Source organism: Nannocystis bainbridge, from assembly GCF_028368995.1.
Classification (GTDB): domain Bacteria; phylum Myxococcota_A; class Polyangia; order Nannocystales; family Nannocystaceae; genus Nannocystis; species Nannocystis bainbridge.
On record NZ_JAQNDL010000004.1, the window covers coordinates 401,227 to 420,584 of the forward strand.

Annotated in this window: 17 protein-coding genes and 1 pseudogene; 9 read left to right on the forward strand and 9 right to left on the reverse strand. The window is 71.2% G+C overall.

Annotated features, from left to right (window positions below; all coding sequences use genetic code 11):
* Positions 1–144 precede the first annotated feature (144 nt).
* Positions 145–936: an SDR family oxidoreductase gene (locus tag POL25_RS39000; protein WP_272091482.1), complete on the forward strand. Its 792-nt coding sequence runs from the start codon at positions 145–147 to the stop codon at positions 934–936.
* 67 nt (positions 937–1,003) lie between these two features.
* Positions 1,004–3,094, forward strand: coding sequence for a monovalent cation:proton antiporter family protein (locus tag POL25_RS39005; protein WP_272091483.1), 2,091 nt, complete (start codon positions 1,004–1,006; stop codon positions 3,092–3,094).
* 88 nt (positions 3,095–3,182) lie between these two features.
* Here the strand turns inward: POL25_RS39005 and POL25_RS39010 are convergent, their stop codons facing one another.
* On the reverse strand, positions 3,183–3,674 hold the full coding sequence (locus tag POL25_RS39010; protein ID WP_272091484.1) for an alpha/beta fold hydrolase: 492 nt from the start codon (positions 3,672–3,674) through the stop codon (positions 3,183–3,185).
* Between the two features lie 48 nt (positions 3,675–3,722).
* Between POL25_RS39010 and aat the strand changes: the two are divergent.
* The 4 genes and pseudogenes from aat to POL25_RS39030 form a co-directional block, all read left to right on the forward strand.
* Positions 3,723–4,403: pseudogene (aat, locus tag POL25_RS45110) on the forward strand (leucyl/phenylalanyl-tRNA--protein transferase); the annotation flags it as partial.
* A 554-nt stretch (positions 4,404–4,957) separates the two neighbouring features.
* Complete coding sequence (locus POL25_RS39020) at positions 4,958–8,341, forward strand: amidohydrolase family protein (protein ID WP_272091485.1); 3,384 nt, start codon at positions 4,958–4,960, stop codon at positions 8,339–8,341.
* Between the two features lie 173 nt (positions 8,342–8,514).
* Positions 8,515–9,600, forward strand: coding sequence for an AAA family ATPase (locus POL25_RS39025; RefSeq protein WP_272091486.1), 1,086 nt, complete (start codon positions 8,515–8,517; stop codon positions 9,598–9,600).
* Positions 9,597–10,211 (forward strand): hypothetical protein, encoded by a 615-nt coding sequence (locus POL25_RS39030; RefSeq protein WP_272091487.1) that lies wholly within the window; start codon positions 9,597–9,599, stop codon positions 10,209–10,211. The genes POL25_RS39025 and POL25_RS39030 overlap by 4 nt, the downstream gene beginning before the upstream one ends.
* Before the next feature lie 189 nt (positions 10,212–10,400).
* Here the strand turns inward: POL25_RS39030 and POL25_RS39035 are convergent, their stop codons facing one another.
* The 4 genes from POL25_RS39035 to POL25_RS39050 all read right to left on the reverse strand — a co-directional run bounded on the left by POL25_RS39035 (position 10,401) and on the right by POL25_RS39050 (position 13,653).
* Positions 10,401–10,748, reverse strand: a complete 348-nt coding sequence (locus tag POL25_RS39035; RefSeq protein WP_272091488.1) for a hypothetical protein — start codon at positions 10,746–10,748, stop codon at positions 10,401–10,403.
* Between the two features lie 38 nt (positions 10,749–10,786).
* Entirely contained in the window at positions 10,787–11,341 is a 555-nt protein-coding gene (locus POL25_RS39040) for an HAD family hydrolase (protein ID WP_272091489.1), read from the reverse strand.
* A 205-nt stretch (positions 11,342–11,546) separates the two neighbouring features.
* Positions 11,547–12,554, reverse strand: coding sequence for a DUF294 nucleotidyltransferase-like domain-containing protein (locus tag POL25_RS39045; RefSeq protein ID WP_272091490.1), 1,008 nt, complete (start codon positions 12,552–12,554; stop codon positions 11,547–11,549).
* 1 nt (position 12,555) lies between these two features.
* Positions 12,556–13,653 (reverse strand): HD domain-containing protein, encoded by a 1,098-nt coding sequence (locus POL25_RS39050; protein WP_272091491.1) that lies wholly within the window; start codon positions 13,651–13,653, stop codon positions 12,556–12,558.
* A 171-nt stretch (positions 13,654–13,824) separates the two neighbouring features.
* Here POL25_RS39050 and POL25_RS39055 point away from each other — a divergent pair, with 171 nt between their 5' ends.
* Positions 13,825–14,328, forward strand: coding sequence for an EVE domain-containing protein (locus tag POL25_RS39055; RefSeq protein ID WP_272091492.1), 504 nt, complete (start codon positions 13,825–13,827; stop codon positions 14,326–14,328).
* Positions 14,325–14,867: a class IV adenylate cyclase gene (locus POL25_RS39060; RefSeq protein WP_272091493.1), complete on the forward strand. Its 543-nt coding sequence runs from the start codon at positions 14,325–14,327 to the stop codon at positions 14,865–14,867. The genes POL25_RS39055 and POL25_RS39060 overlap by 4 nt, the downstream gene beginning before the upstream one ends.
* 89 nt (positions 14,868–14,956) lie before the next feature.
* Here POL25_RS39060 and hemH read toward each other — a convergent pair whose 3' ends face one another.
* On the reverse strand, positions 14,957–16,042 hold the full coding sequence (gene hemH, locus POL25_RS39065; protein ID WP_272091494.1) for a ferrochelatase: 1,086 nt from the start codon (positions 16,040–16,042) through the stop codon (positions 14,957–14,959).
* Positions 16,043–16,130: 88 nt separating this feature from the next.
* Here hemH and POL25_RS39070 point away from each other — a divergent pair, with 88 nt between their 5' ends.
* Positions 16,131–16,895 carry a 4'-phosphopantetheinyl transferase family protein gene (locus POL25_RS39070; protein ID WP_272091495.1) on the forward strand — a complete coding sequence of 255 codons (765 nt, stop codon included), beginning with the start codon at positions 16,131–16,133 and terminating at the stop codon, positions 16,893–16,895.
* Between the two features lie 151 nt (positions 16,896–17,046).
* Here POL25_RS39070 and trpS read toward each other — a convergent pair whose 3' ends face one another.
* The 3 genes from trpS to POL25_RS39085 all read right to left on the reverse strand — a co-directional run bounded on the left by trpS (position 17,047) and on the right by POL25_RS39085 (position 19,333).
* Positions 17,047–18,126 carry a tryptophan--tRNA ligase gene (gene trpS / locus POL25_RS39075; RefSeq protein ID WP_272091496.1) on the reverse strand — a complete coding sequence of 360 codons (1,080 nt, stop codon included), beginning with the start codon at positions 18,124–18,126 and terminating at the stop codon, positions 17,047–17,049.
* Positions 18,127–18,331: 205 nt separating this feature from the next.
* Complete coding sequence (locus POL25_RS39080) at positions 18,332–18,715, reverse strand: hypothetical protein (RefSeq protein WP_267701612.1); 384 nt, start codon at positions 18,713–18,715, stop codon at positions 18,332–18,334.
* A 150-nt stretch (positions 18,716–18,865) separates the two neighbouring features.
* A complete protein-coding gene (locus POL25_RS39085) occupies positions 18,866–19,333 on the reverse strand; it encodes a response regulator (protein WP_272091497.1) in 468 nt (155 codons plus the stop codon).
* Between the last annotated feature and the right edge of the window lie 25 nt (positions 19,334–19,358).

Genomic DNA, 19,358 nt, shown 5'->3' on the forward strand with positions numbered 1-19,358 from the left:
GCGCGGGTGTCCGCGAGGGCATGTCCACAAGGGCATGTCCGAAGGGGCATGTCCGCGAGAGCATGTCCTTGGGGGCACCCGGCCGTGGCCCGGCTCACGGCGGCGGCGCTGCCGCGGACGCGGGAAACCGGGCATCGTCGCGGCATGAGCATCTTTCGCGCGGACGCGCTGCAGGGACTGGTCGCCCTCGTCACCGGCGGGGGTTCGGGCATCGGGGCGGCGATCGCGGTGACGCTGGCGGAGCACGGGGCCCGCGTGGCGGTGTGCGGGCGGACGCAGGCCAAGCTCGAGGCGACGGTCGAAGCGATCGCGGCGGCCGGCGGCGAGGCGCTGGCGGTCGCGGCCGACGTGCGCAGGCCGGAGCAGGTCGAGGCGGTGATGCAGGCGATCGAGGCCCGCTGGGGCCGGCTCGACGTGCTGGTCAATTCGGCCGCGGGCAACTTCCTGTGCCCGGCCGCGAGCCTGTCGCCGAACGGCTTCGGCACCGTGGTCGACATCGATCTCAAGGGCACGTTCAACGCCTGCAAGGCCGCGCTGCCGCTGCTGTCGCGGGCGGGCGGGACGATCCTCAACATCTCGGCGACGCTGCACTACGGCGGCACGCCGCTGCAGATCCACGCGGCCAGCGCGAAGGCGGGGATCGACGCGCTGACGCGCACGCTGGCGGTCGAGTGGGGCGCGGCGGGGATCCGCGTCAACGCGATCGCGCCGGGGCCGATCGACAACACCGAGGGGATCACCCGGCTGTTGCCGCCCGAGCTGCGCGCCAGGGCGGAGCGGGCGATCCCGCTGCGGCGGTTCGGCCAGCCGCGCGAGATCGCCGACGCTGCGGTGTTCCTGGCCTCGTCCGCCAGCGCCTACACGACCGGCGCGACGCTGGTGATCGACGGCGGTCACTGGCTGACCGGGATGGGCCTGATGAGCCTCGCCGAGTGACGGGGCGCGGTCGCGCGGCGGTTCGCCGGTCAGACGCCCGCGGTTCTGCGTTATCGTGGCGGCTCGCATGAGTGCGAGCGCGAGCGCGGCTCACTACGTGCAAGAGGTCGGCGCGATCCTCGGGACCGCGGCCGTGACCAGCTTGCTGTCGCAGCGGCTGCGTCAGCCGCCGGTGCTCGGCTACCTGGTCGCGGGCATGATCCTCGGCCCGCACGTGCCGGGCATCATCATCGGCGGCGAGGGCAGCGTGCAGCTGGCCCACGCGCTGTCCGAGTTCGGCGTGATCCTGCTGATGTTCACCATCGGCATCGAGTTCAGCCTGCGGAAGATCGTGAAGATCGGGCTGCCGGCGGCGCTGACGGCGGTGATCGAGGTCGGGCTGATGATCTCGCTCGGCTACATGATCGGGGGGCTGTTCGGCTGGAGCTCGACCGCGAGCCTGTTCGTCGGCGCGTGCCTCGGCATCTCGTCGACGATGCTGGTGGCCAAGGCGTTCGAGGAGCAGCGGCTGCGCGGCGGCTTCGTCGAGGTCGTGTTCGCGGTGCTGGTGTTCGAGGACATGATCGCCATCCTGCTGCTGGCGATCCTCACCGGCCTGGCCTCGGGGACAGGTCTGTCGCCGATCGACTTCGCGCTGACCGTGGGCAAGCTGCTGGCGTTCCTGCTGGCGATGCTGGCGGCGGGCCTGCTGGTGGTGCCGCGCTTCATCCGCGGGGTGGTCCGGATCGGGCGCGCCGAGACGACGCTGATCGCGGGCATCGCGGTGTGCTTCGGTATGGCGGCGTTCGCCTCGGCCTCGGGCTACTCGGTCGCGCTCGGGGCGTTCCTCGCCGGCATGCTGGTGTCGGAGTCGGGCGAGGGGCCGAAGGTCGAGCACGTGATCCAGCCGCTGCGCGACCTGTTCGCCGCGGTGTTCTTCATCTCCATCGGGATGACGATCGACCCGGTGCTGGTGGCCCAGCACTGGTTGCCGGTGGTGGTGCTGACGGCGGTGGTGCTGGTCGGCAAGGTCGTCGGCGTGTCGTTCGGGTCGTTCCTGGCCGGCAACGGGCTGCGCCGCTCGGTCCGCGCCGGCATGAGCCTGGCCCAGATCGGCGAGTTCTCGTTCATCATCGCCGGCCTCGGCCTGCAGACCGGCGCGATCCCGGACTACATCCTGCCGATCATGGTGGCGGTCTCGATCCTCACCTCGATCACCACGCCGGTGATGGTCCGCCGGTCCGAGCGCGGAGCCGAGGCGATCGATCGCTGGCTGCCCGATCGCGTGCAGACGTTCGTGACGTTCTACGACGGGTGGATCGAGCAGCTGCGCGCGGCGCCCCGCAGCGCGACCGCCGGTCGCCGGGTGCGCGGGCCGCTGTTGATGCTGACCGTCGACGCGGCGCTGCTGGTGGCGCTGCTCGCCGGCTCGAGTCTGGTCCACTGGCAGGCGGTCGAGGCGATGTTCCAGGCGACGCGGCTGTCGCCGACGGTGATCGAGATCTTGTACGTCGGCGCGACGCTGACGCTGGCGGGCGTGCTGTTCGTCGGCGTGCTGCGGCGGGCGGCGGCGCTGGCCCGCGCGCTGGCGACGGTGGTCCTGCCGACCCGCGACGACGGCAAGCTCGACCTCGGCTCGGCGCCGCGGCGGGCGTTCACGGTGGCGATCGAGCTGGCGCTGTCGCTGGTGATCGGGCTGCCGCTGGTCGCGGTGCTGCAGCCGTTCCTGCCGCTCAGCTCGGGCTTCGCGGTGTTCGTGCTGGTGGTCGCGGCGCTCGGTTACAACGTGTGGCGCAGCATCGGCAACCTCGATGGCCACGTGCGCGCGGGCACCGAGCTGATCGTCGAGGTGCTGGCCCGCCAGGGCCGCCAGGGCAGCGGCCCGGCCGCCCACCAGTCGCTGGTCGAGGTGGCGCCGATGCTGCCCGGCTTCCCCGACATGACGCCGGTGACGCTGGCGGCCACGAGCCCGGCGATCGGGCAGACGCTGGCGGAGCTCAACCTGCGCGCGCGCACGGGCGCGTCGGTGCTGTCGATCAACCGCGCCGGCGCGGGCGTGGTGCTGCCCGAGGCCAACGAGCGGCTGCAGGTCGGCGACACGCTGACGCTGGCCGGCGGCCACGAGGCGGTCGAGCGCGCCTCGGCGCTGCTACAGCGCGGGATCTCCCCCGGCGATTGAAGACGGCGGGCATGCTCGATCGAGCATGTCCGATGGAACATGGCAAATCGGACATGTCGTGAGCGACATGTCCGAAGACGCAGCCGGGTCAGGCGCGCGCGAGCTCGGCGGTGGCGGCGACGATGCGGTCCAGCGAGCGGGCGAGCACGTGGGCGTCGTCGACGACCTCGAGGCGGACGGCGGGGTGGGCGGCCGCCCAGGCCTCGACGGCGGCGACGGGGATGAGCTCGTCGTCGCGGCCGTGGATGGCGATCGTCGGGCAGGGCGGCGCGAGGTCGAGGGCGTCGGCCGGCGGCTCGTGCACGATCAGGGCCGGGGCGGCGAGCACGAGGCCGTGCACGCGACCGCCGGCGCGATGGTGGAGGATCGCGCCGCACAGGGCGGTGAGGCCGCCGTAGCTCGAGCCGACCAGGACGCAGCCGTCGTGGGCGGCGAGCTCGGGCAGCAGCGCGGCGACGCGCGCGGCGAGGTTCATGCCGGTGAAGTCGGGGGCCACGAGGTCGAGACCGGCGGCCCGCAGCGCCTGCGCCTTGCGGCCCTGCGGGCTGCCCTCGAGACCGTGGCAGAAGACGACCTTCATCGCCGGACAGGATACGCGGCGGGCCGGCGCTCGTGGTAGGCCATGGCCATGCCGGTGTTCGCGCTGACGGACGAGCTGGTGTTCCCGGACCCGGGGCAGGCCGAGCCGGACGGGCTGCTGGCGCTCGGCGGCGACTTGCGGCCCGAGCGGGTGCTGCTGGCGTACGCGCACGGGATCTTCCCGTGGAACAGCGAGGACGAGCCGCTGCTGTGGTGGTCGCCGGCGCCGCGGGCGGTGCTGGAACCGGGGGCGATCGCGGTGCCGCGCTCGCTGGCCAAGGCGATCCGTCGCCGGCCTTACCGCATCACCCTCGACCTGGCCTTCGAGGCAGTCATCGCCGCGTGCGCCGAGACGCCGCGGCCGGGCCAGGACCGCACGTGGATCACGCCGGCGATCCGGGCGGCGTTCACCGATCTTCACCGCCGCGGATTGGCCCACAGCGTCGAGGCGTGGGACGGCGAGGAGCTGGTCGGCGGGCTGTACGGGCTGGCGCTGGGGTCGGTGTTCTGCGGCGAGAGCATGTTCGCCCGCGCCGACGATGCCTCGAAGATCGCGTTCGTGGCCCTGGCCGAGCAGCTGCGGCGGTGGGAATTCTCGATGATCGATTGCCAGGTCGAGTCGGACCACCTGCGTCGCTTCGGGGCGACGCCGCTGGAGCGCGTGGCGTTCATGCGCCGGCTGGCGGCCGGGGTGGCGCAGCCGTGGCGGGTCGGGCTGTGGACGCTCGACGAGGAGCTGGCCGGCCGCGCCGAGGGCGGGCCGCCGGCGCACACCGCCGGGCCGCCGGTGATGTGGAGAATGTCCCAAGAGACAGGTGATGCGTCCGCCGGCGAGGGGCGGAGCCGGCGCAAGCGGCGAGGCCGCGGCGACTGCGAGCTGGCGCGAGGGACAGGTGCTTCGACGGGGCGCGCGGCCGAGGCCGCGAGTGAGATGTCTCGAGGGACAGGTGGATCGGCGGGGTCCGGGGCAGAGGCTGCGCCCGCGAGTGAGGCGTCCCGCGGGAAGAAGGACGCGCCCGAGCCCGACCTGCCGCGCGGGACAGATCCAGGGGTGGTCCGCGGGGCCGCGGAGGGCACGATGGGCGCAGAGACCGAGGACACGAACATGTCTCCGGGGACAGGTGGCGAGGGCGCCGCTGCTTCGGGCTCCTCGGGCCGGCGGGAGCCCTGAACCGCTGCGGGGCCGCGGGCCCGGGGAGCGACGGCGCCGCGACGTCACGGGGCCATCGGCTGCGACGGGCGTGACGCGCGGGAAGGCGCGAGGTATCCTTCGCGCCCTCTCGCATGCCCCGCTCGCGCGTCGTTCGGCTCCTCGCAACTGCCCTCTCTCCGGCCCTGGTGGCCTCGCTCGCGGCCTCGGGCTGCACGCCTCGCTCGGCGGCTCCCACGCCGCCGCTGGCGCATCAGCCGGGCGCGCCGCCGGCGGCGCCCCCGGTCGCGGGCAAGCCCGGCGAAGCCGGCAAGGACGAGCAGGCCAAGTGGGACGTGAACGATCCGCCGGGTGACGAGACCGAGGTCGCGATCGACGTCACCGAGGGCACGTGGATGAGCCTCGACGTCAGCCCCGACGGGACCGAGATCGTGTTCGACCTGCTGGGTGACCTCTACGCGCTGCCGCTCGCGGGCGGCGAGGCGCGGGCGCTGACGACGGGCATGGCGTGGGACATGCAGCCGCGCTACAGCCCCGACGGCAAGTGGATCGCGTTCACCAGCGATCGCGGCGGCGGTGACAACGTGTGGGTCATCCCGCGCGCGGGCGGCGAGGCGCGGCAGGTGACGAAGGAGGACTTCCGGCTGGTCAACGGGCCGGTCTGGTCGCCCGACGGCAACTTCATCGCGGCGCGCAAGCACTTCACCAAGCACCGCAGCCTCGGCTCCGGCGAGATCTGGCTGTACCACGTGTCGGGCGGCAAGGGCGTGGCGATGACGGAGAAGCCGAACGATCAGAAGGACGTGAACGAGCCCGCGTTCTCGCCCGACGGCAAGTACGTGTACTTCAGCCAGGACACCACGCCGGGGTCGCACTTCGAGTACAACAAGGACCCGTACGCCGGCATCTACACGATCCGCCGGCTCGAGCGGGCCACCGGGCGCATCGAGGACCTGGTCGGAGGGACAGGTGGCGCGGCCCGGCCGACGCCGTCGCACGACGGCAAGTCGCTGGCGTTCATCCGCCGCGTCGGGGCGACGCCGCAGCACCCGGGCTCGACGGCGCTGTACGTGCGCGACGTGAAGAGCGGGCAGGAGCGGCTGGTGATCCGCGGGCTCGAGCGCGACAACCAGGAGACGTGGGCGATCCACGGGGTCTACCCGGCGATCGCGTTCACGCCCGACGATCGCGCGATCGTGTACTGGAGCGCGGGCAAGCTGCACCGCGTCGAGGTCGCCAGCGGCAAGGTCAGCGACATCGCGTTCCACGTGAAGTCGACCCGCAAGGTCGCGCCGGCGATCCGCTACCCGGTCAAGGTGGCGCCGCCGGAGTTCGCGGTGAAGATGCTGCGCTGGCCGACGGTCAGCCCCGACGGCAAGTCGGTGGTCTATCAGGCGCTGGGCAAGCTGTACGTAAGGACATTGCCGAACGGACAGCCGAAGCGGCTGACCGCGCAGGACGAGCACGTCGAGCTGTATCCGACGTTCACGCGCGACGGCAAGTCGATCGTCTACGCGACGTGGGACGACCAGGGCTTCGGCAGCGTGCGGGTGATGCCGGCCAAGGGCGGCAAGGGGCGGGTGCTGACGAGCGAGCCGGGGCACTATATCGAGCCGGCGGTGTCGCCCGACGGGCAGACGGTGGTCTATCGCAAGGTCGCGGGCGGGTGGACGCGCTCGCCGGCGTGGTCGCAGGAGCTGGGGCTCTACGCGGTGCCGCTGCGCGGCGGGGCGCCGAAGCGGATCGTCCGCGAGGGCGAGCAGCCGCACTTCGGCGCGGCCAACGACCGCGTGTTCTATGCGCTCGAGCAGGACGACAAGGTGCAGCTGTGGAGCGTGGCGCTCGACGGCAGCGAGCCGCATCACCACGCGAGCAGCGAGCTGGCGACGGGCTTCGAGGTGTCGCCCGACGGGCAGTGGGTGGCCTGGCAGGAGGGCTTCCAGGCCCACGTGGCGCCGTTCCCGGCCACCGGGCGGGCGGTCGAGCTGGCGCCCAAGATGGACGCGGTGCCGTCGTACAAGGTGTCGAAGGACGCGGGCAACGAGCTGCACTGGTCGGGCGACAGCAAGCGCCTGCACTGGTCGCTCGGGCCGCAGCTCTACACGCGCGCGCTCGACGAGGTGTTTGCGTTCGTGCGCGCCGACGGCAAGCTGCCCGAGGGGCCGCTGGCCGACGCGCCAGGGCTCGAGATCGGGTTCACGCAGGCGACGGCGCGGCCCAGAGGCGCGGTGGCGCTGGTCGGCGTCAAGGCGATCACGATGAAGGGCGACGAGGTGATCGCGCCGGCGACGATCGTGATCCAGGACGACCGGATCGTGGCCGTCGGTCCCCAGGGACAGGTGGCGATCCCGGCCGGCGCGCGCACCATCGACCTCAAGGGCGCGACGGTGATGCCGGGGCTGGTCGACGTGCACGCGCACGGGTCGGCGGGCGAGCAGGGCATCGTGCCGGAGCAGAACTGGCACCACCTGTCGGCGCTGGCGTTCGGGGTGACGACGCTGCACGACCCGAGCAACGACACGGCGACGATCTTCGCGGCCAGCGAGCTGCAAAAGGCGGGGCTGATCGTGGCGCCGCGGCTGTTCTCGACCGGGACGATCCTGTACGGGGCGCTGGCGCCGTTCAAGGCCCAGATCGACTCGCTCGACGACGCCCGCTCGCACCTGCGGCGGATGAAGGCGGTCGGGGCGTTCTCGGTCAAGAGCTACAACCAGCCGCGCCGCGAGCAGCGGCAGCAAGTGCTGGCGGCGGCGCGCGAGCTCGAGATGATGGTGGTGCCCGAGGGCGGGGCGCTCTACCACCACAACATGACGATGGTGGCCGACGGCCACACGGGGGTCGAACACGCGGTGCCGGTGGCGACGCTCTACGCGGATGCGCTGCAGCTGTGGGGCGGCACCAAGGTCGGCTACACGCCGACGCTCGGGGTGGCGTACGGCGGGCTCGGCGGCGAGAACTACTGGTACGCGACCACCGACGTGTGGAAGAACGCGGCGCTGACCCGCTTCGTGCCGCAGCACGCGTTCGGGGGGACGGCGTACCGGCGCGTGACGGCGTCGGAGGGCGACTGGAACCACTTCAGCGCGGCGCGGACGGCCAAGAAGCTGCTCGACGCCGGCGTGGGCGTGAACCTCGGCGCGCACGGCCAACGCGAGGGCCTGGCGGCCCACTGGGAGCTGTGGATGCTGGCGCAGGGCGGGATGACGCCGCACGAGGCGCTGCGCGCGGGCACTCTGAGCGGCGCGCGCTACCTCGGCCTCGACGCGGACCTGGGCTCGATCGAGCCCGGCAAGCTGGCCGACCTGGTGGTGCTGGCGAAGGACCCACTGGCGGAGATCCGCAACACGGACTCGGTGACGCACGTGGTCGTCGGCGGGCGGGTGTTCGAGGCGACGACGATGCGCGAGCTCGGCGGGCTGGGGTCGGTGCCGCAGCCGCTGTACTGGCTGGCAGCGGAGGGCCAGACGAGCACGGCGGCGCCGCCGAAGCACGCGCGCTGCGACCACGGCGAGCCGTGAACTGATCGCGGGCGCGGCACCCCGACGCGCATGAACGAGAGAACATGTCTCGAGAGACAGACATTATGCGCTGACTGCGCGTGTGGTCGATGTCTTCCAGGCGCGCGAGCGGCCGTACGCCCGGTGCGAGGTCGAGTGACGGAGGCGTGGGGCTGGAGTAGATTTCTCCCCGAATGTCCTCGCCCGCATGGTTCATTCGCTCCGTCTCGGTGCAGAAGTTCGGGTGCCTCAAGGACGTGAACGCAGCGTTGACGCCGCTGCACGCGTTCATCGGGCCGAACGATAGCGGCAAGAGCACGCTGCTGCGCGCGCTGCGGACGGCGATGCACCTGGTTCGAAGGTCATTTATTCGCGCGCCGAATGACGAAATTCAGCCCTTTGATCCGGGACCACTCTGTAGCGGGACGGCCATGCAGCTCGCCTTCGGGCCAGATCGTGCAAAGAGCCATTTCAACTTGAAGATCCTCGATGAGGGTAACTTCGCGGAGTCCGGTGGGTCGAAGCCGTTGCTGGCGTCTCAGCGAAGCTGGATCGGGCCGCGGTCGACCAAACGAGGTTCAACGCTAACGTGGCCTCCGGAGATTTTGCCGCTGCTCGACTCGGGCGCTCGGCTCGTGCACCTAAACCCGAGCTCGCTGCGTGAGCCGAGCGAGCTCATCCCTGAGGGCGGTGGAAACGAGCTCATCGACGAGTACGGGCGGGGGCTGCCGGCCATTTACGACGCAATCCTCAATCGCGGGGATGATGCATTCTTGCGCATGGTCGAGGGCGTTCGTCGTTTGTTTCCGACGATCAAGGCAGTCCGCCTCAAGGTGATGTCGAAGAGCACTAAGGCGCTGGAGGTGGAGCTTGTTTCGGGGGAGCGAGTGCCCGCGGCATTCCTCAGCGAGGGGCTCCTGTTCTATCTCGCCTTCGCGGCGTTGCAGCACCTCGATCCGGTCGCGCTGTTGCTGATCGAGGAGCCCGAGAATGGGCTGCACCCGGCGCGAATCGCCGACGTCATGCGGATCCTGCGGGAGATCTCGAGTACGACGCAGGTGGTGCTGACGACCCATAGTCCGCTCGTGATCAACGAGATGCAGGGCGACGAGGTCAGCGTGGTCACGCGCGATCGAGACAAGGGCACGATGGTCCGTCGCCTCGACTCGACCCCGAACTTCATCGAGCGCTCGAAGGTCTACGCCCTCGGAGAGCTGTGGCTGAGCTACGCGAACGGCGACGACGAGGGGCCGCTGCTCACCGCGCAGGTCGTGACATGAAGCGCGTCGTCCTCGGCGGGGAAGGGCCGAACGAGCTCGGCGGCTGGTGCAACCTGCCCCCGTATCGCGCAGAAACACCGGTTCCGGGGGTGCTCGAGGCGCTGTTGCGGCACGTCCGTCCTGACGGATGGATCGTCATCGACGCCGTAGTTTGGAGCTCGATCCGGAAGTATCGCGCCGGAGGTCACGCGGACGCCGAGGAGCGCAACGTGCTCGGTCTGGTCTTGAAGGCGCGAGAGCGCGGCGCCGACATCGTCGCCTTCGCGCGCGACTGCGACGGCGACGGAGCGCAGCACCGCCGCCGAATCGCCTCGATCGACGTCGGGCTCGCGCGCGCGCGCGAAGAGTTTCCGCAGGGTCCAGCCGTGATTGGTGGGAGCGCCGTGCGCATGCTCGAGGCTTGGGTCCTCGCTATCGGCGGCGAGCGACGGACCGAAGAGATGGGTCGAGAGGGACTTGAGACGGGATTTCAGCGGTTCCAGATCCCGCTCAAGAAGACCCCTGCGCTGGTCGACTTTGTTCAGAAGGCGGACCTCGGCAGGATTCCCGCCGATGCCGTGTCGCTGACGAAATGGTTGGCGCGAGCGCGTGAGGTCCTCGCTCCGTCTTGAGCACGCCTCGATCCGCTGGGCATGTCCGAACGGTCAGCAGCGATGAACGCTCGGGACATGTCGCTCGCGGTCTAGACCCCACTCGTCCGGCGCGAATGGCTGGCACTCGGGACATGTCCTGTCGGTCAGACTGGTTGACCGATCTCTGGCGCTAGCGAGCGGCTGGCACTCGGGACATGTCCCTCGCGGCTAGTCCCACTCGCACACGCGGTGCTTGCACTTCTGGCCGGCGGCGCAGTCGGCGGCGGTGCTGCAGGCGTAGAAGCAGCGCTTGTGCTCGCACAGCAGGCCGGCGGGGCACTCGGCGTCGGCCTCGCACTCGAAGGTGCACATGCCGCCGTCGCACTCCTTCTTGTCGCAGCAGTGGCCGGAGCTGCACTCGTCGTCGTCGTCGCAGAAGGCCCCGATGCCGCCGGGGCAGTTGGGGTCGTAGCGGCAGTCGCCTCCAGGGAGGCCCGGGGGTCCGCAGGTGACGCTCAGCAGGGCGCCGATGGAGAGGCCGAGGAGGGTGTGAAGCCAGCCGGGCGATCGGTGCATGGAGCGAGGATCGACGGGGACGCGGAGGACGTCAACGGTCAGGGCTGCGGTCCGGAAGCCCCGGCCGTGAGCAGGGCCGCGTCGAGCCGGGCCTCGAGATCGGCGCCGGGCAGGGCCCACACGCCGATGAGGCCGGCCGCGCGGGCGGCGTCGATGTTGCCGCGCTGATCGTCGATGACGACGACGTCCGAGGCGAGGCCGCGGAGGTGCGCCCAGAAGCGCGGGTCGGGCTTGGCGACGCCGAGTTCGCCGCTGCAGAGCCAGTGATCGACGAGGCCGGAGTCGCCGATCTGGTCACGCACGAGGGGCAGCCAGGCGCGGGCGAAGTTGGTGGCGAGGGCGATCCGGTGGCCCCGCGCGCGCAGGCGCGAGACGAGCGCGAGCCGGTCTGTCCGCAGGCGCAGGCAGGCGCGGTAGGCGGCGGCGGTCGCCGGGTCCCAGAAGTCGTCTTCGTCGATCGCGCCGACCCGCAGGCGGTGCCAGCGGTCGCGGTCGGGGGCGCCGTCGAGCTCCCGCCACGACGGCTCGGCGAGCACGCCGATCAGGTCGAAGGCGACGAGCGGGAGGGCGGACGAGGAGGTCGGTTCGGACATGGTTAAAAAAGGGTCGGGCTTCAGGACGTTCACGTCTAGCGAGCCGCTCGCGGGACGGAGGTCGACGAGGCCCGGGCCGTCGGCGGGGACCGTAGCTCGTCGCGCCGCGAGGAGATGTCCGAACGCACATGCTCGTATGAACATGCGCATATGGACATGTACAAACAGACATGCGCTTTTGGACCTGCGCGTTCGGACATGTCCTTCACAGCAGGCCGTAGCGGACCAGGTGGTCGGGGGAGCGCTGCCACAGGTGGCCGACCACGGCGGTGGCGGCCTCGTCGAAGCGCTCGGCGCCGGCGCGCAGGCGGCGGTACACCGGGGAGGCGTCCCGGACGTCGTAGGCGAGGAGGTCGAGGGCGCGGCGGGTGTCGGGCTCGGCGAGGGCGGCGAGGAAGGCGTCGTAGGCGGTGACGAGGCCGGCGCACAGGGGGAGGCCGTCCAGCGGGCGCAGGGCGTCGGCGATCCGCAGCAGCGGCGGGCGGGGCAGCTGCTCGGCGAGCCAGCCGTCGCGGGCCTCGTCGGGCAGCAGCGCGGCGCGGCAGAACACGGCGAGGTTGGCGAGGTGCCACAGCTTGCGCGAGTGACGGAGCTTGAAGTAGCGGATGGCCCAGTGCTTGCCGGCGTTCTCGACCTTGAACCGGTAGTCGACGCAGATCGTGCGGTAGTAGCGGTGGAGGTCGTTGCTCAGCGAGGTGAGGTAGCGGCCGCGGGTGATGGCGCCGGCCGTGTAGGCGCCGAACACCTGCTCGACGATGGCGGCGGCGTCGCCGGCGTTGGCCAGCCAGGCGCCCTCGGTCAGCAGGAGGGCGCGGTAGGTCAGGTGATCGTTGCTGTCGTCGCGGCCGCCGATGTCGCCGAGCAGGTCGTCGAGGACGACGGCGCTGTGGAAGGTCTTGTCGGGGACGTCGAGGCCGCGGGCGCGCAGGGCGGCGGCCAGGGCCTCGCGCGCGCCGTCGGCGTCGACGGGGGCGATGGCGCCGCGGCGGTAGACGACGGCCAGGTCGAGGTCGCTGAGGGCGCTCGACTCGTGGCGGCCGAGCGAGCCGAGCGCGAAGGCGGCGCAGCCTGGCGGGACGGCGCCGACGAGGGCGCGTCGCAGCTCGGCCAGGCGGGCGTGCGAGCCGGCGGCGGCGGCGAGCACGTGGGACGCGTCGGCTGCGGTCAACCCGAGCTCGGCGAGCAGCGGCGCGTAGTCGACCGGTCCGCGCATGTCAGATCTCCGGGCCCTCGGCGCCGGGTATGACTGTCCATCGGGACATGTCCTCATGGACATGGTCGTCGAGCGTGATCGGCAGGGTCAGCTGGGCCGCGGCGTGGCGCGGGCTGACGAACGCGAGCTGACGGCTGTGACGGTAGCGGCGCGACCACTGCGGGCGAGCGAGGCCGTGCGGACCGGGGGCGACGGTGGCGTCGACGAAGTAGCGCTTGTGCACGCGCGGGACCACGTCGTCGCCGCCGGGCGGGGGCACGCGGGTGCTCTGGAAGCGGTCGTCTTGCCCTTCGGACAGGCCGCTGCGGCGCGCGTGAGTCTCGACCAGGCCGCGCAGGGCGGCGTCGTCGAACTCGGCGAAGCGGGCGAAGATCCGGTGGTCGAACGCGTCGGCGACCGCGCGCGACAGCTCGGCCTCGCACACGATGTTGGAGGGCAGGTTGATGACCTCGCTGTAGATCCGGTCCTTGAGGTTCCAGAAGCGGTCGATGACGGGGAGCGCGTCGGGGTCGATGAGCAGCTCGCGGCCGCGGCGGACGAACACGGCCCGCGGCAGGCGCACGCCGGCGCGGCCGAAGGTGCGGGCGGTGCGGACGATGCCGTCGAGGGTGTCGAGGTTGATCGGGGCGAGCAGCAGGGCCGAGAGGTCGAGCGCGAGGCCGTCGCCGCGGCCGCCGATGATGGCCCACACGCGCTCGGGGTCGAGGTCGACGCTCTGCAGCACGGGGCGCAGCGAGAGGGCCTCCGGGATCGCGCCGTTGCCGAGGACGATCCACTCGCTGACGCCGTGGTGGGCGACGCCGAGGGCCCGCTCGAAGCCCGGCTCGGCCGCGTGCGACAGCGGGAAGTGGCCGATGTCGTGCAGCAGGCAGGCGGCGACGAAGTGGCGCAGATCGGCCTCGGCGAGGCCCAGCGCGGCGCCGAAGCGGTGACCGAGGGTGGCGACGCCGAGCGAGTGGTCGAGGCGGGTCGCGGGGTCGTGGCTGCGCGGGTGCCAGTCGAGGGTGCCGAGGAAGCTGACCCGACCGAGGCGCTGCACCCACGACGAGTCGAGCAGCGGAGCGCCGAGCAGACGGACGAGGGCCGGGGGGGGAGGCACGGCCCTCGGACGCTGGCACAGGCCCGCGGTGCTGCCAAGGGGGGACGCCGCGGCGCTCGCCGCAGCGTCACGCAGACAGGCCGTGAGGTGCGGGTCGGATCGCCGCGTGTCGGCCTGCGTCGGGCCCGCTTGCAAACCGGCGCGCGCTCTGCGAAGCCATGCGGCGACGGCATGACGAAGAAGTCCGCGAAGATCCGCTGTTGGCTGATGAAGAGCGAGCCGGACGTGTTCTCGATCGACGATCTGCAGCGGCTCGGCAAGACCGCCTGGGAGGGCGTGCGCAACTACACCGCCCGCAACTCGATGCGCGACGACATGAAGATCGGCGACCTGGTGATCTTCTACCACTCGAGCGTCGAGCCCGCCGGCGCGGTCGGGCTCGCTCGCGTGTGCAGCGCGCCGTACCCCGATCCGACCCAGTTCGACGAGAAGAGCGAGTACCACGATCCCAAGGCGACCCGCGAGGCGCCGCGGTGGATCCTCGTCGACGTCGAGTTCGTCGAGAAGTGGCCGGCGATGGTGACGCTGCAGGCGCTCAAGGCCGACAAGAAGCTGAAGGACATGCTGGTGGTGCAGAAGGGTCAGCGGCTGAGCGTGCAGGCGGTCGAGCCGCGCCACTTCGTGCACGTGCTGCAGCTGGCCGGCAGCGCGCAGGGCGAGGCGGTGTCGGCGTGAGCGCGGCCCGCAACATCGAGCTCAAGGCCCGCTGCCCCGACCTGGCGGCGGCCCGCGCTGCCGCCGAGCGCCACGGGGCCCGCTTCGTCCGCGTCGAGCACCAGCGCGACACGTTCTTCCACGCCCGCACCGGTCGCCTCAAGCTGCGCGAACGGACATGGCGCGAGGGACAGGACGCAGAGGACAGGTCGGACGCGGAGCTGATCCCGTACGAGCGCTCGGACACCGGCGGGGCGCGGGAGAGCCGCTACCACGTGGTGCCGGTGATCGAGCCTGCCGCCCTGATCGCGGGGCTGGCGGCGGCGCTCGGGATCCGCGGGGCGGTGGTGAAGCGGCGCGAGCTGTGGATGTGGCACAACGTGCGGATCCACCTCGACGCGGTCGAGGGGCTGGGGGCGTTCGTCGAGTTCGAGGCGGTGATGCTGCCCGGCGAGACGGACGCCGAGGCTCACGCGCGGGTGACGGCGCTGCAGGCGGCGCTGGGGCTGGCGGACGCCGACGTGGTGCCAGTCGCGTACGCCGACCTGCTCGGGCTGTGAGCGGGACGTAGGGACATGTCCGCGAGGGCATGTGCCTGCGGACATGTTTAATCAGACATGCCCGATCGGGCATGCCGGGAGGGACAGGTTCAGGCCGAGAGGGTCGCCGGGGGCCGGTCGGTGAGGATCGGCAGGGCGCGCGGGTGGGGGGCGGCCTCGCGGATGAGGGTGGCGAGCGCGTTGACCCATACCGGGTGGTCGTTGAGGCAGGGGACGAGGCGCAGGTCCTCGCCGCCGGCGGCCTTGAACGACTCGGCGGCGCGGATCCCGATCTCCTCGAGCGTCTCCAGGCAGTCGGCGACAAAGGCGGGGCAGAACACGGCCAGGCGGCGGACGCCGCGGCGAGCCAGCTCGACCAGCGCGACGTCGGTGAACGGCTGGATCCACGGGGTGCGGCCGAGGCGGGACTGGAAGGCGATGCTGGTCGCTTCGCGGGCGAGGCCTAGGCGGTCGCGCAGGGCGCGGGCGGTGGCGACGCAGTGGGCGCGGTAGCAGTTGCGGTTGTTGAGACCGATGGTGTCGCAGCAGTCGGGGCGGGCCAGGCAGTGGGCGCCGCTGGGGTCGCTCTTCTTGACCTGGCGCTCGGGCAGGCCGTGGAAGCTGAACATGACGTGGTCGGGGCGGAAGTCCTCGAGCACAGGCGCGCCGACGCGGGCGAGCGCGTCGATGAAGGCCGGGTGGTCGTAGAACGGCGGGACGATGGTGAGGAACGGGGTGTTCCACGGCTCGCCGGCGGCGCGGTAGAGGGCCTCGACGGTCGATCCGGTCGAGCTCGAGGCGTATTGCGGGTAGAGCGGGACGGCGACGATCCGGTCGCAGCCGCGCGCCTTCAGGGCGTCGAGGCCGCGCTGCAGCGAGGGCTCGCCGTAGCGCATGGCGAGCTCGATCTCGAGGTCGGGCATGGCGACGCGCAGGGCCTCGGTGAGCTGGCGCGAGTGGTGCAGCAGGGGCGAGCCGTCGGGGCCCCAGACGGTGCGGTAAGCGGCTGCGGAGCGCGCCGGACGGAAGGGGAGGATGACGAGGTTGAGCAGCAGCCAGCGGCCGACGGCGCCGATGTCGAGGACGCGCGGGTCGGACAGAAACTCGCGCAGGTAGCGGCGGACCTCGGGGGCGCGCGGGGCGGCGGGCGTGCCGAGGTTGATGAGGAGGACGCCGAGCTTCGGTTCGGGGCGCATGCGCGGGCGCATCGTGGCGCGGTTCGCCAGGCGCCGCAACTGCGCGGCGGCTTGACGCGGGCCAGGGGTGCGCGCGACGTTTGCAGCGGTGACGGAGCGGCAGAGCCTGGCGCCAGGTGAGGTCCACGTGTGGCTGTGCGCGGCCGAGACGCAGGTCGACGCCGACTGGTTGGCGGCGGCGCGCGGGCTGCTGAACCCGGAGGAGCAGGCCCGCCAGGATCGCTTCGTGTTCGAGCGCAACCGCCGGCAGTTCGCGGTCGCGCGGGTGCTGGTGCGCCAGATCCTCGCCGGCTACACGGGGATCGCGGCAGCCGAGCTGCGCTTCGTCGCCAACGAGTACGGCAGGCCGGCGCTGGCCCTGGCCGGCGCGCTCGAGTTCAACCTGTCGCACACCGACGGGCTGGCGGCGCTGGCGGTGACCCGCGTCGGCGAGATCGGGGTCGACGTCGAGGACGCCGAGCGACGCGCGCGGCCGGAGGAGGTGGCCGACCACTTCTTCGCGCCGAGCGAGGTGGCGGGGCTGATGGCGCTGGAGACCGAGCAGCGGCGGGCCCGGTTCTTCGACCTGTGGACGCTGAAGGAGGCGTACATCAAGGCGCGCGGGATGGGCCTGGCGATCCCGCTGGACGCGTTCGCGTACGACCTGTCGCGCGGGCGCGCGGCGATCGATCTGGCGATCGACGCGTCGCTCGGCGATCCGCGCGCGGGCTGGGAGTTCTTCCTGGAGGACCCGACGCCGCGCCACCGCCTGGCGCTGGCGGCCCGCTTGCCCGCGAGGGAACCCGCGCGGATAACGTATCGGTGGGTCGGTCCGGCCGGGCACGGGCGGCTCGGCCTGCGAGATGGTCCTTGAGACATGTTTTTATGGACATGTCCGAACGGACCTGTTCTTCACGACCTGTGATGCCGCGGCGCGACGGGATTCACTCGAACGTGCGCGGCCCGAAAGCGAAACGACCGCCCCGGGGCTCCGGAGCGGTCGCTGGGCGGCCTGGCGGCGGGGCTCAGCCCTTCTGGCTGTAGAAGGGCTTCTTGCGCTCCTCGGCGCGCGACTGGGTGGCGTGCACGAGGCCTGACCACAGGTTCTCGAGGCCCATGGCGTCGCGGACCTTGCCGAGGGTCTCGTAGGCGACCTTGCGGGCGGTGATGGTGCCGTCGACGATGATCTCTTCAGTGCGGTGCTTGTCGGCCGCGAACTCGGACCGGCGCTCGCGGATCGGGACCAGGGTCTTCTCGAGCGCCTCGATGACGCGGTCCTGGACGGCGGCGAAGCCGATGGCGCCGCGGTCGTACTCGGCGCGGAGGTTGGCCAGCTCCTCGGCGTCGCGCAGGAAGGCCTCGGCGAACAGGAACAGCGGGGCGTCGGTCGACTCGCCGGGGGCCGGGCCGGGCAGGGTGCGGATCTTGCGAGCGACCTCCTCGGGGCTGTCCTTGAGCCAGATCGCGTTGCCGGCCGACTTCGACATCTTGCGCTCGGCACCGCCGGCGACGGTGTTGACGCCCGGCAGCGACGGGGTCGCCGAGATGGTGGCCTGCGGGACCGCAAACACGCGGCCGTAGGCGTCGTTGAAGTGCTGGGCGATGTCGCGGGCGAGGGTGACGTGGGTCTCGTTGTCGGCGCCGACCGGCACGAGCTCGGCGTTGGCCATGAGAATGTCGGCGGCCTGGAGCACCGGGTAGCCGAGCAGGCCGAGCGGCACGTCAGCGTCCTTGAGGCCGGCGTTGACGGCCATGTCCTGGATCGACTGCATGCCCGACAGCCGCGCCACCGGGGTGAGCATCTGCAGCAGGATGGCGATGTCGTAGACCGCCGGTACGCCCGACTGGAGGTAGATCGTCGAGCGGCCGGGGTCGACGCCCACGCTGAGCATGTCGAGCACCACGTCGCGCACGTGGTTCGGCAGGCGGGCAATCTCGTCGCGCCGCGAGCGGGTCGTGAGCGAGTGCAGGTCGGCGACGATGATGAAGCACTCGTGGCTGTCCTGCAGTTTGACCCGGCTCTGCAGGGTGCCGACGAGGTGACCGAGGTGAAGCGGCCCCGTGGGGCGATCACCAGTGAGCAGTCGCGGTTTGCGAGCTTCCATCGAGTTCAAGGGTCAAGGCCGGCTCTCCCTGTGTCAAGCCAACGGGTTCGCGCATCGCGGAACGACACACAGCTGTCTCATGGGACAGCTGTGCGTGGACCTGCGACTCGGGCTTGCAAAGAGGGGGTGACCAAATGCGAAGCGCCGCGACCGAAGGCGGTCACGGCGCATCCGCGCTCCGCGGATCTGGCGGCTGCGAACCAGATCAGCGCAACGCTTCACGCAGGCGCGGCTTGATGTCCGGGAGCACCACGCTGACGAGGATGCCGAGCTGCGCCTTGCTGCAGTCGACGGCCATACCCCAGCGATACTTGTCGGTGAGGTCGACCACCACGATCATGACGATGCCCTCGTCGCCGAGGCGGAGCATGGTCTCGTTCAGATAGTCGGGGACGGGCAGACCCGACTTCTTGATCGTCTCCATGATGCGCTCACAAAGGATGTTGAAGAGCGCGCACGCCTTGGGGCTGCTGCGAACGCCGGCGACCGACATGCCGGACGTTTTGCTGAAGACGTCGGAGGCGGCCAGGCCACCCATCAGACCGTCTTCCACCTCAGCGAGCAGTTGGTTTACGACTTTGAGATTCATTTCGAGTTCCTTCGTGATCCGTGCAGTCGGTGCCAGGTCATGGTAGCCGTGGCGCGGGGCGACAATCTATCACTTTTTGCACGATCCGGACAGCCGTCCAAACGGCCCGAGCGGCGCGCCGCACGTGGCCGCAAGGCCCGTTCGGCGCGGTCAGAAGCTCAGCCCGCGGATCGGCGGCGGCGCGTCCTGCTGCGTCTCCTTGAGGTAGTGCTTCGCAGCCCTCCGCAGCAGCGCCTTGAGATCCTCGGTGTCCCAGGGCTTCGTGACGTACTGCCACATCAAACCCTCGTTGAGGCCGCGAATTACCACGTTGATGTCGGAGTAGCCGGTGATCAGGATGCGCACCGGCGTCGGGTTGATCTCCTTGAGCTTGCCGAACAGCTCGACACCCGTCATCTCCGGCATGCGCTGGTCGCTGAGAACCAGCTGAATGTCGCTGGCCCGGAAGATCTGCAGCGCCTCGGTGCCCGAGTTGGCGGTGTAGACCTTGAACATGTCGCGGAAGCTCTCCTCCAGCGTGTTGAGGATGCCCCGCTCGTCGTCGACGATGAGCAGCGAGAGGACCTGCTTGTCCTCTTGGCCGATCGTGCCGGTCTTCTGGAATTCCTTCCAACTCATGCAATACCTCGCTTCTCGCTGGGCA

Coding starts and splice junctions, on each gene's coding strand:
- POL25_RS39030 (WP_272091487.1), top strand. CDS start 9,597: ATGAAGCGCGTCGTCCTCGGCGGGGAAGGGCCGAACGAGCTCGGCGGC.
- POL25_RS39055 (WP_272091492.1), top strand. CDS start 13,825: ATGACGAAGAAGTCCGCGAAGATCCGCTGTTGGCTGATGAAGAGCGAG.
- POL25_RS39000 (WP_272091482.1), top strand. CDS start 145: ATGAGCATCTTTCGCGCGGACGCGCTGCAGGGACTGGTCGCCCTCGTC.
- hemH (WP_272091494.1), bottom strand. CDS start 16,042: ATGCGCCCCGAACCGAAGCTCGGCGTCCTCCTCATCAACCTCGGCACG.
- POL25_RS39020 (WP_272091485.1), top strand. CDS start 4,958: ATGCCCCGCTCGCGCGTCGTTCGGCTCCTCGCAACTGCCCTCTCTCCG.
- POL25_RS39045 (WP_272091490.1), bottom strand. CDS start 12,554: ATGCGCGGACCGGTCGACTACGCGCCGCTGCTCGCCGAGCTCGGGTTG.
- POL25_RS39010 (WP_272091484.1), bottom strand. CDS start 3,674: ATGAAGGTCGTCTTCTGCCACGGTCTCGAGGGCAGCCCGCAGGGCCGC.
- POL25_RS39080 (WP_267701612.1), bottom strand. CDS start 18,715: ATGAATCTCAAAGTCGTAAACCAACTGCTCGCTGAGGTGGAAGACGGT.
- POL25_RS39005 (WP_272091483.1), top strand. CDS start 1,004: ATGAGTGCGAGCGCGAGCGCGGCTCACTACGTGCAAGAGGTCGGCGCG.
- trpS (WP_272091496.1), bottom strand. CDS start 18,126: ATGGAAGCTCGCAAACCGCGACTGCTCACTGGTGATCGCCCCACGGGG.
- POL25_RS39085 (WP_272091497.1), bottom strand. CDS start 19,333: ATGAGTTGGAAGGAATTCCAGAAGACCGGCACGATCGGCCAAGAGGAC.
- POL25_RS39025 (WP_272091486.1), top strand. CDS start 8,515: ATGTCCTCGCCCGCATGGTTCATTCGCTCCGTCTCGGTGCAGAAGTTC.
- POL25_RS39040 (WP_272091489.1), bottom strand. CDS start 11,341: ATGTCCGAACCGACCTCCTCGTCCGCCCTCCCGCTCGTCGCCTTCGAC.
- POL25_RS39035 (WP_272091488.1), bottom strand. CDS start 10,748: ATGCACCGATCGCCCGGCTGGCTTCACACCCTCCTCGGCCTCTCCATC.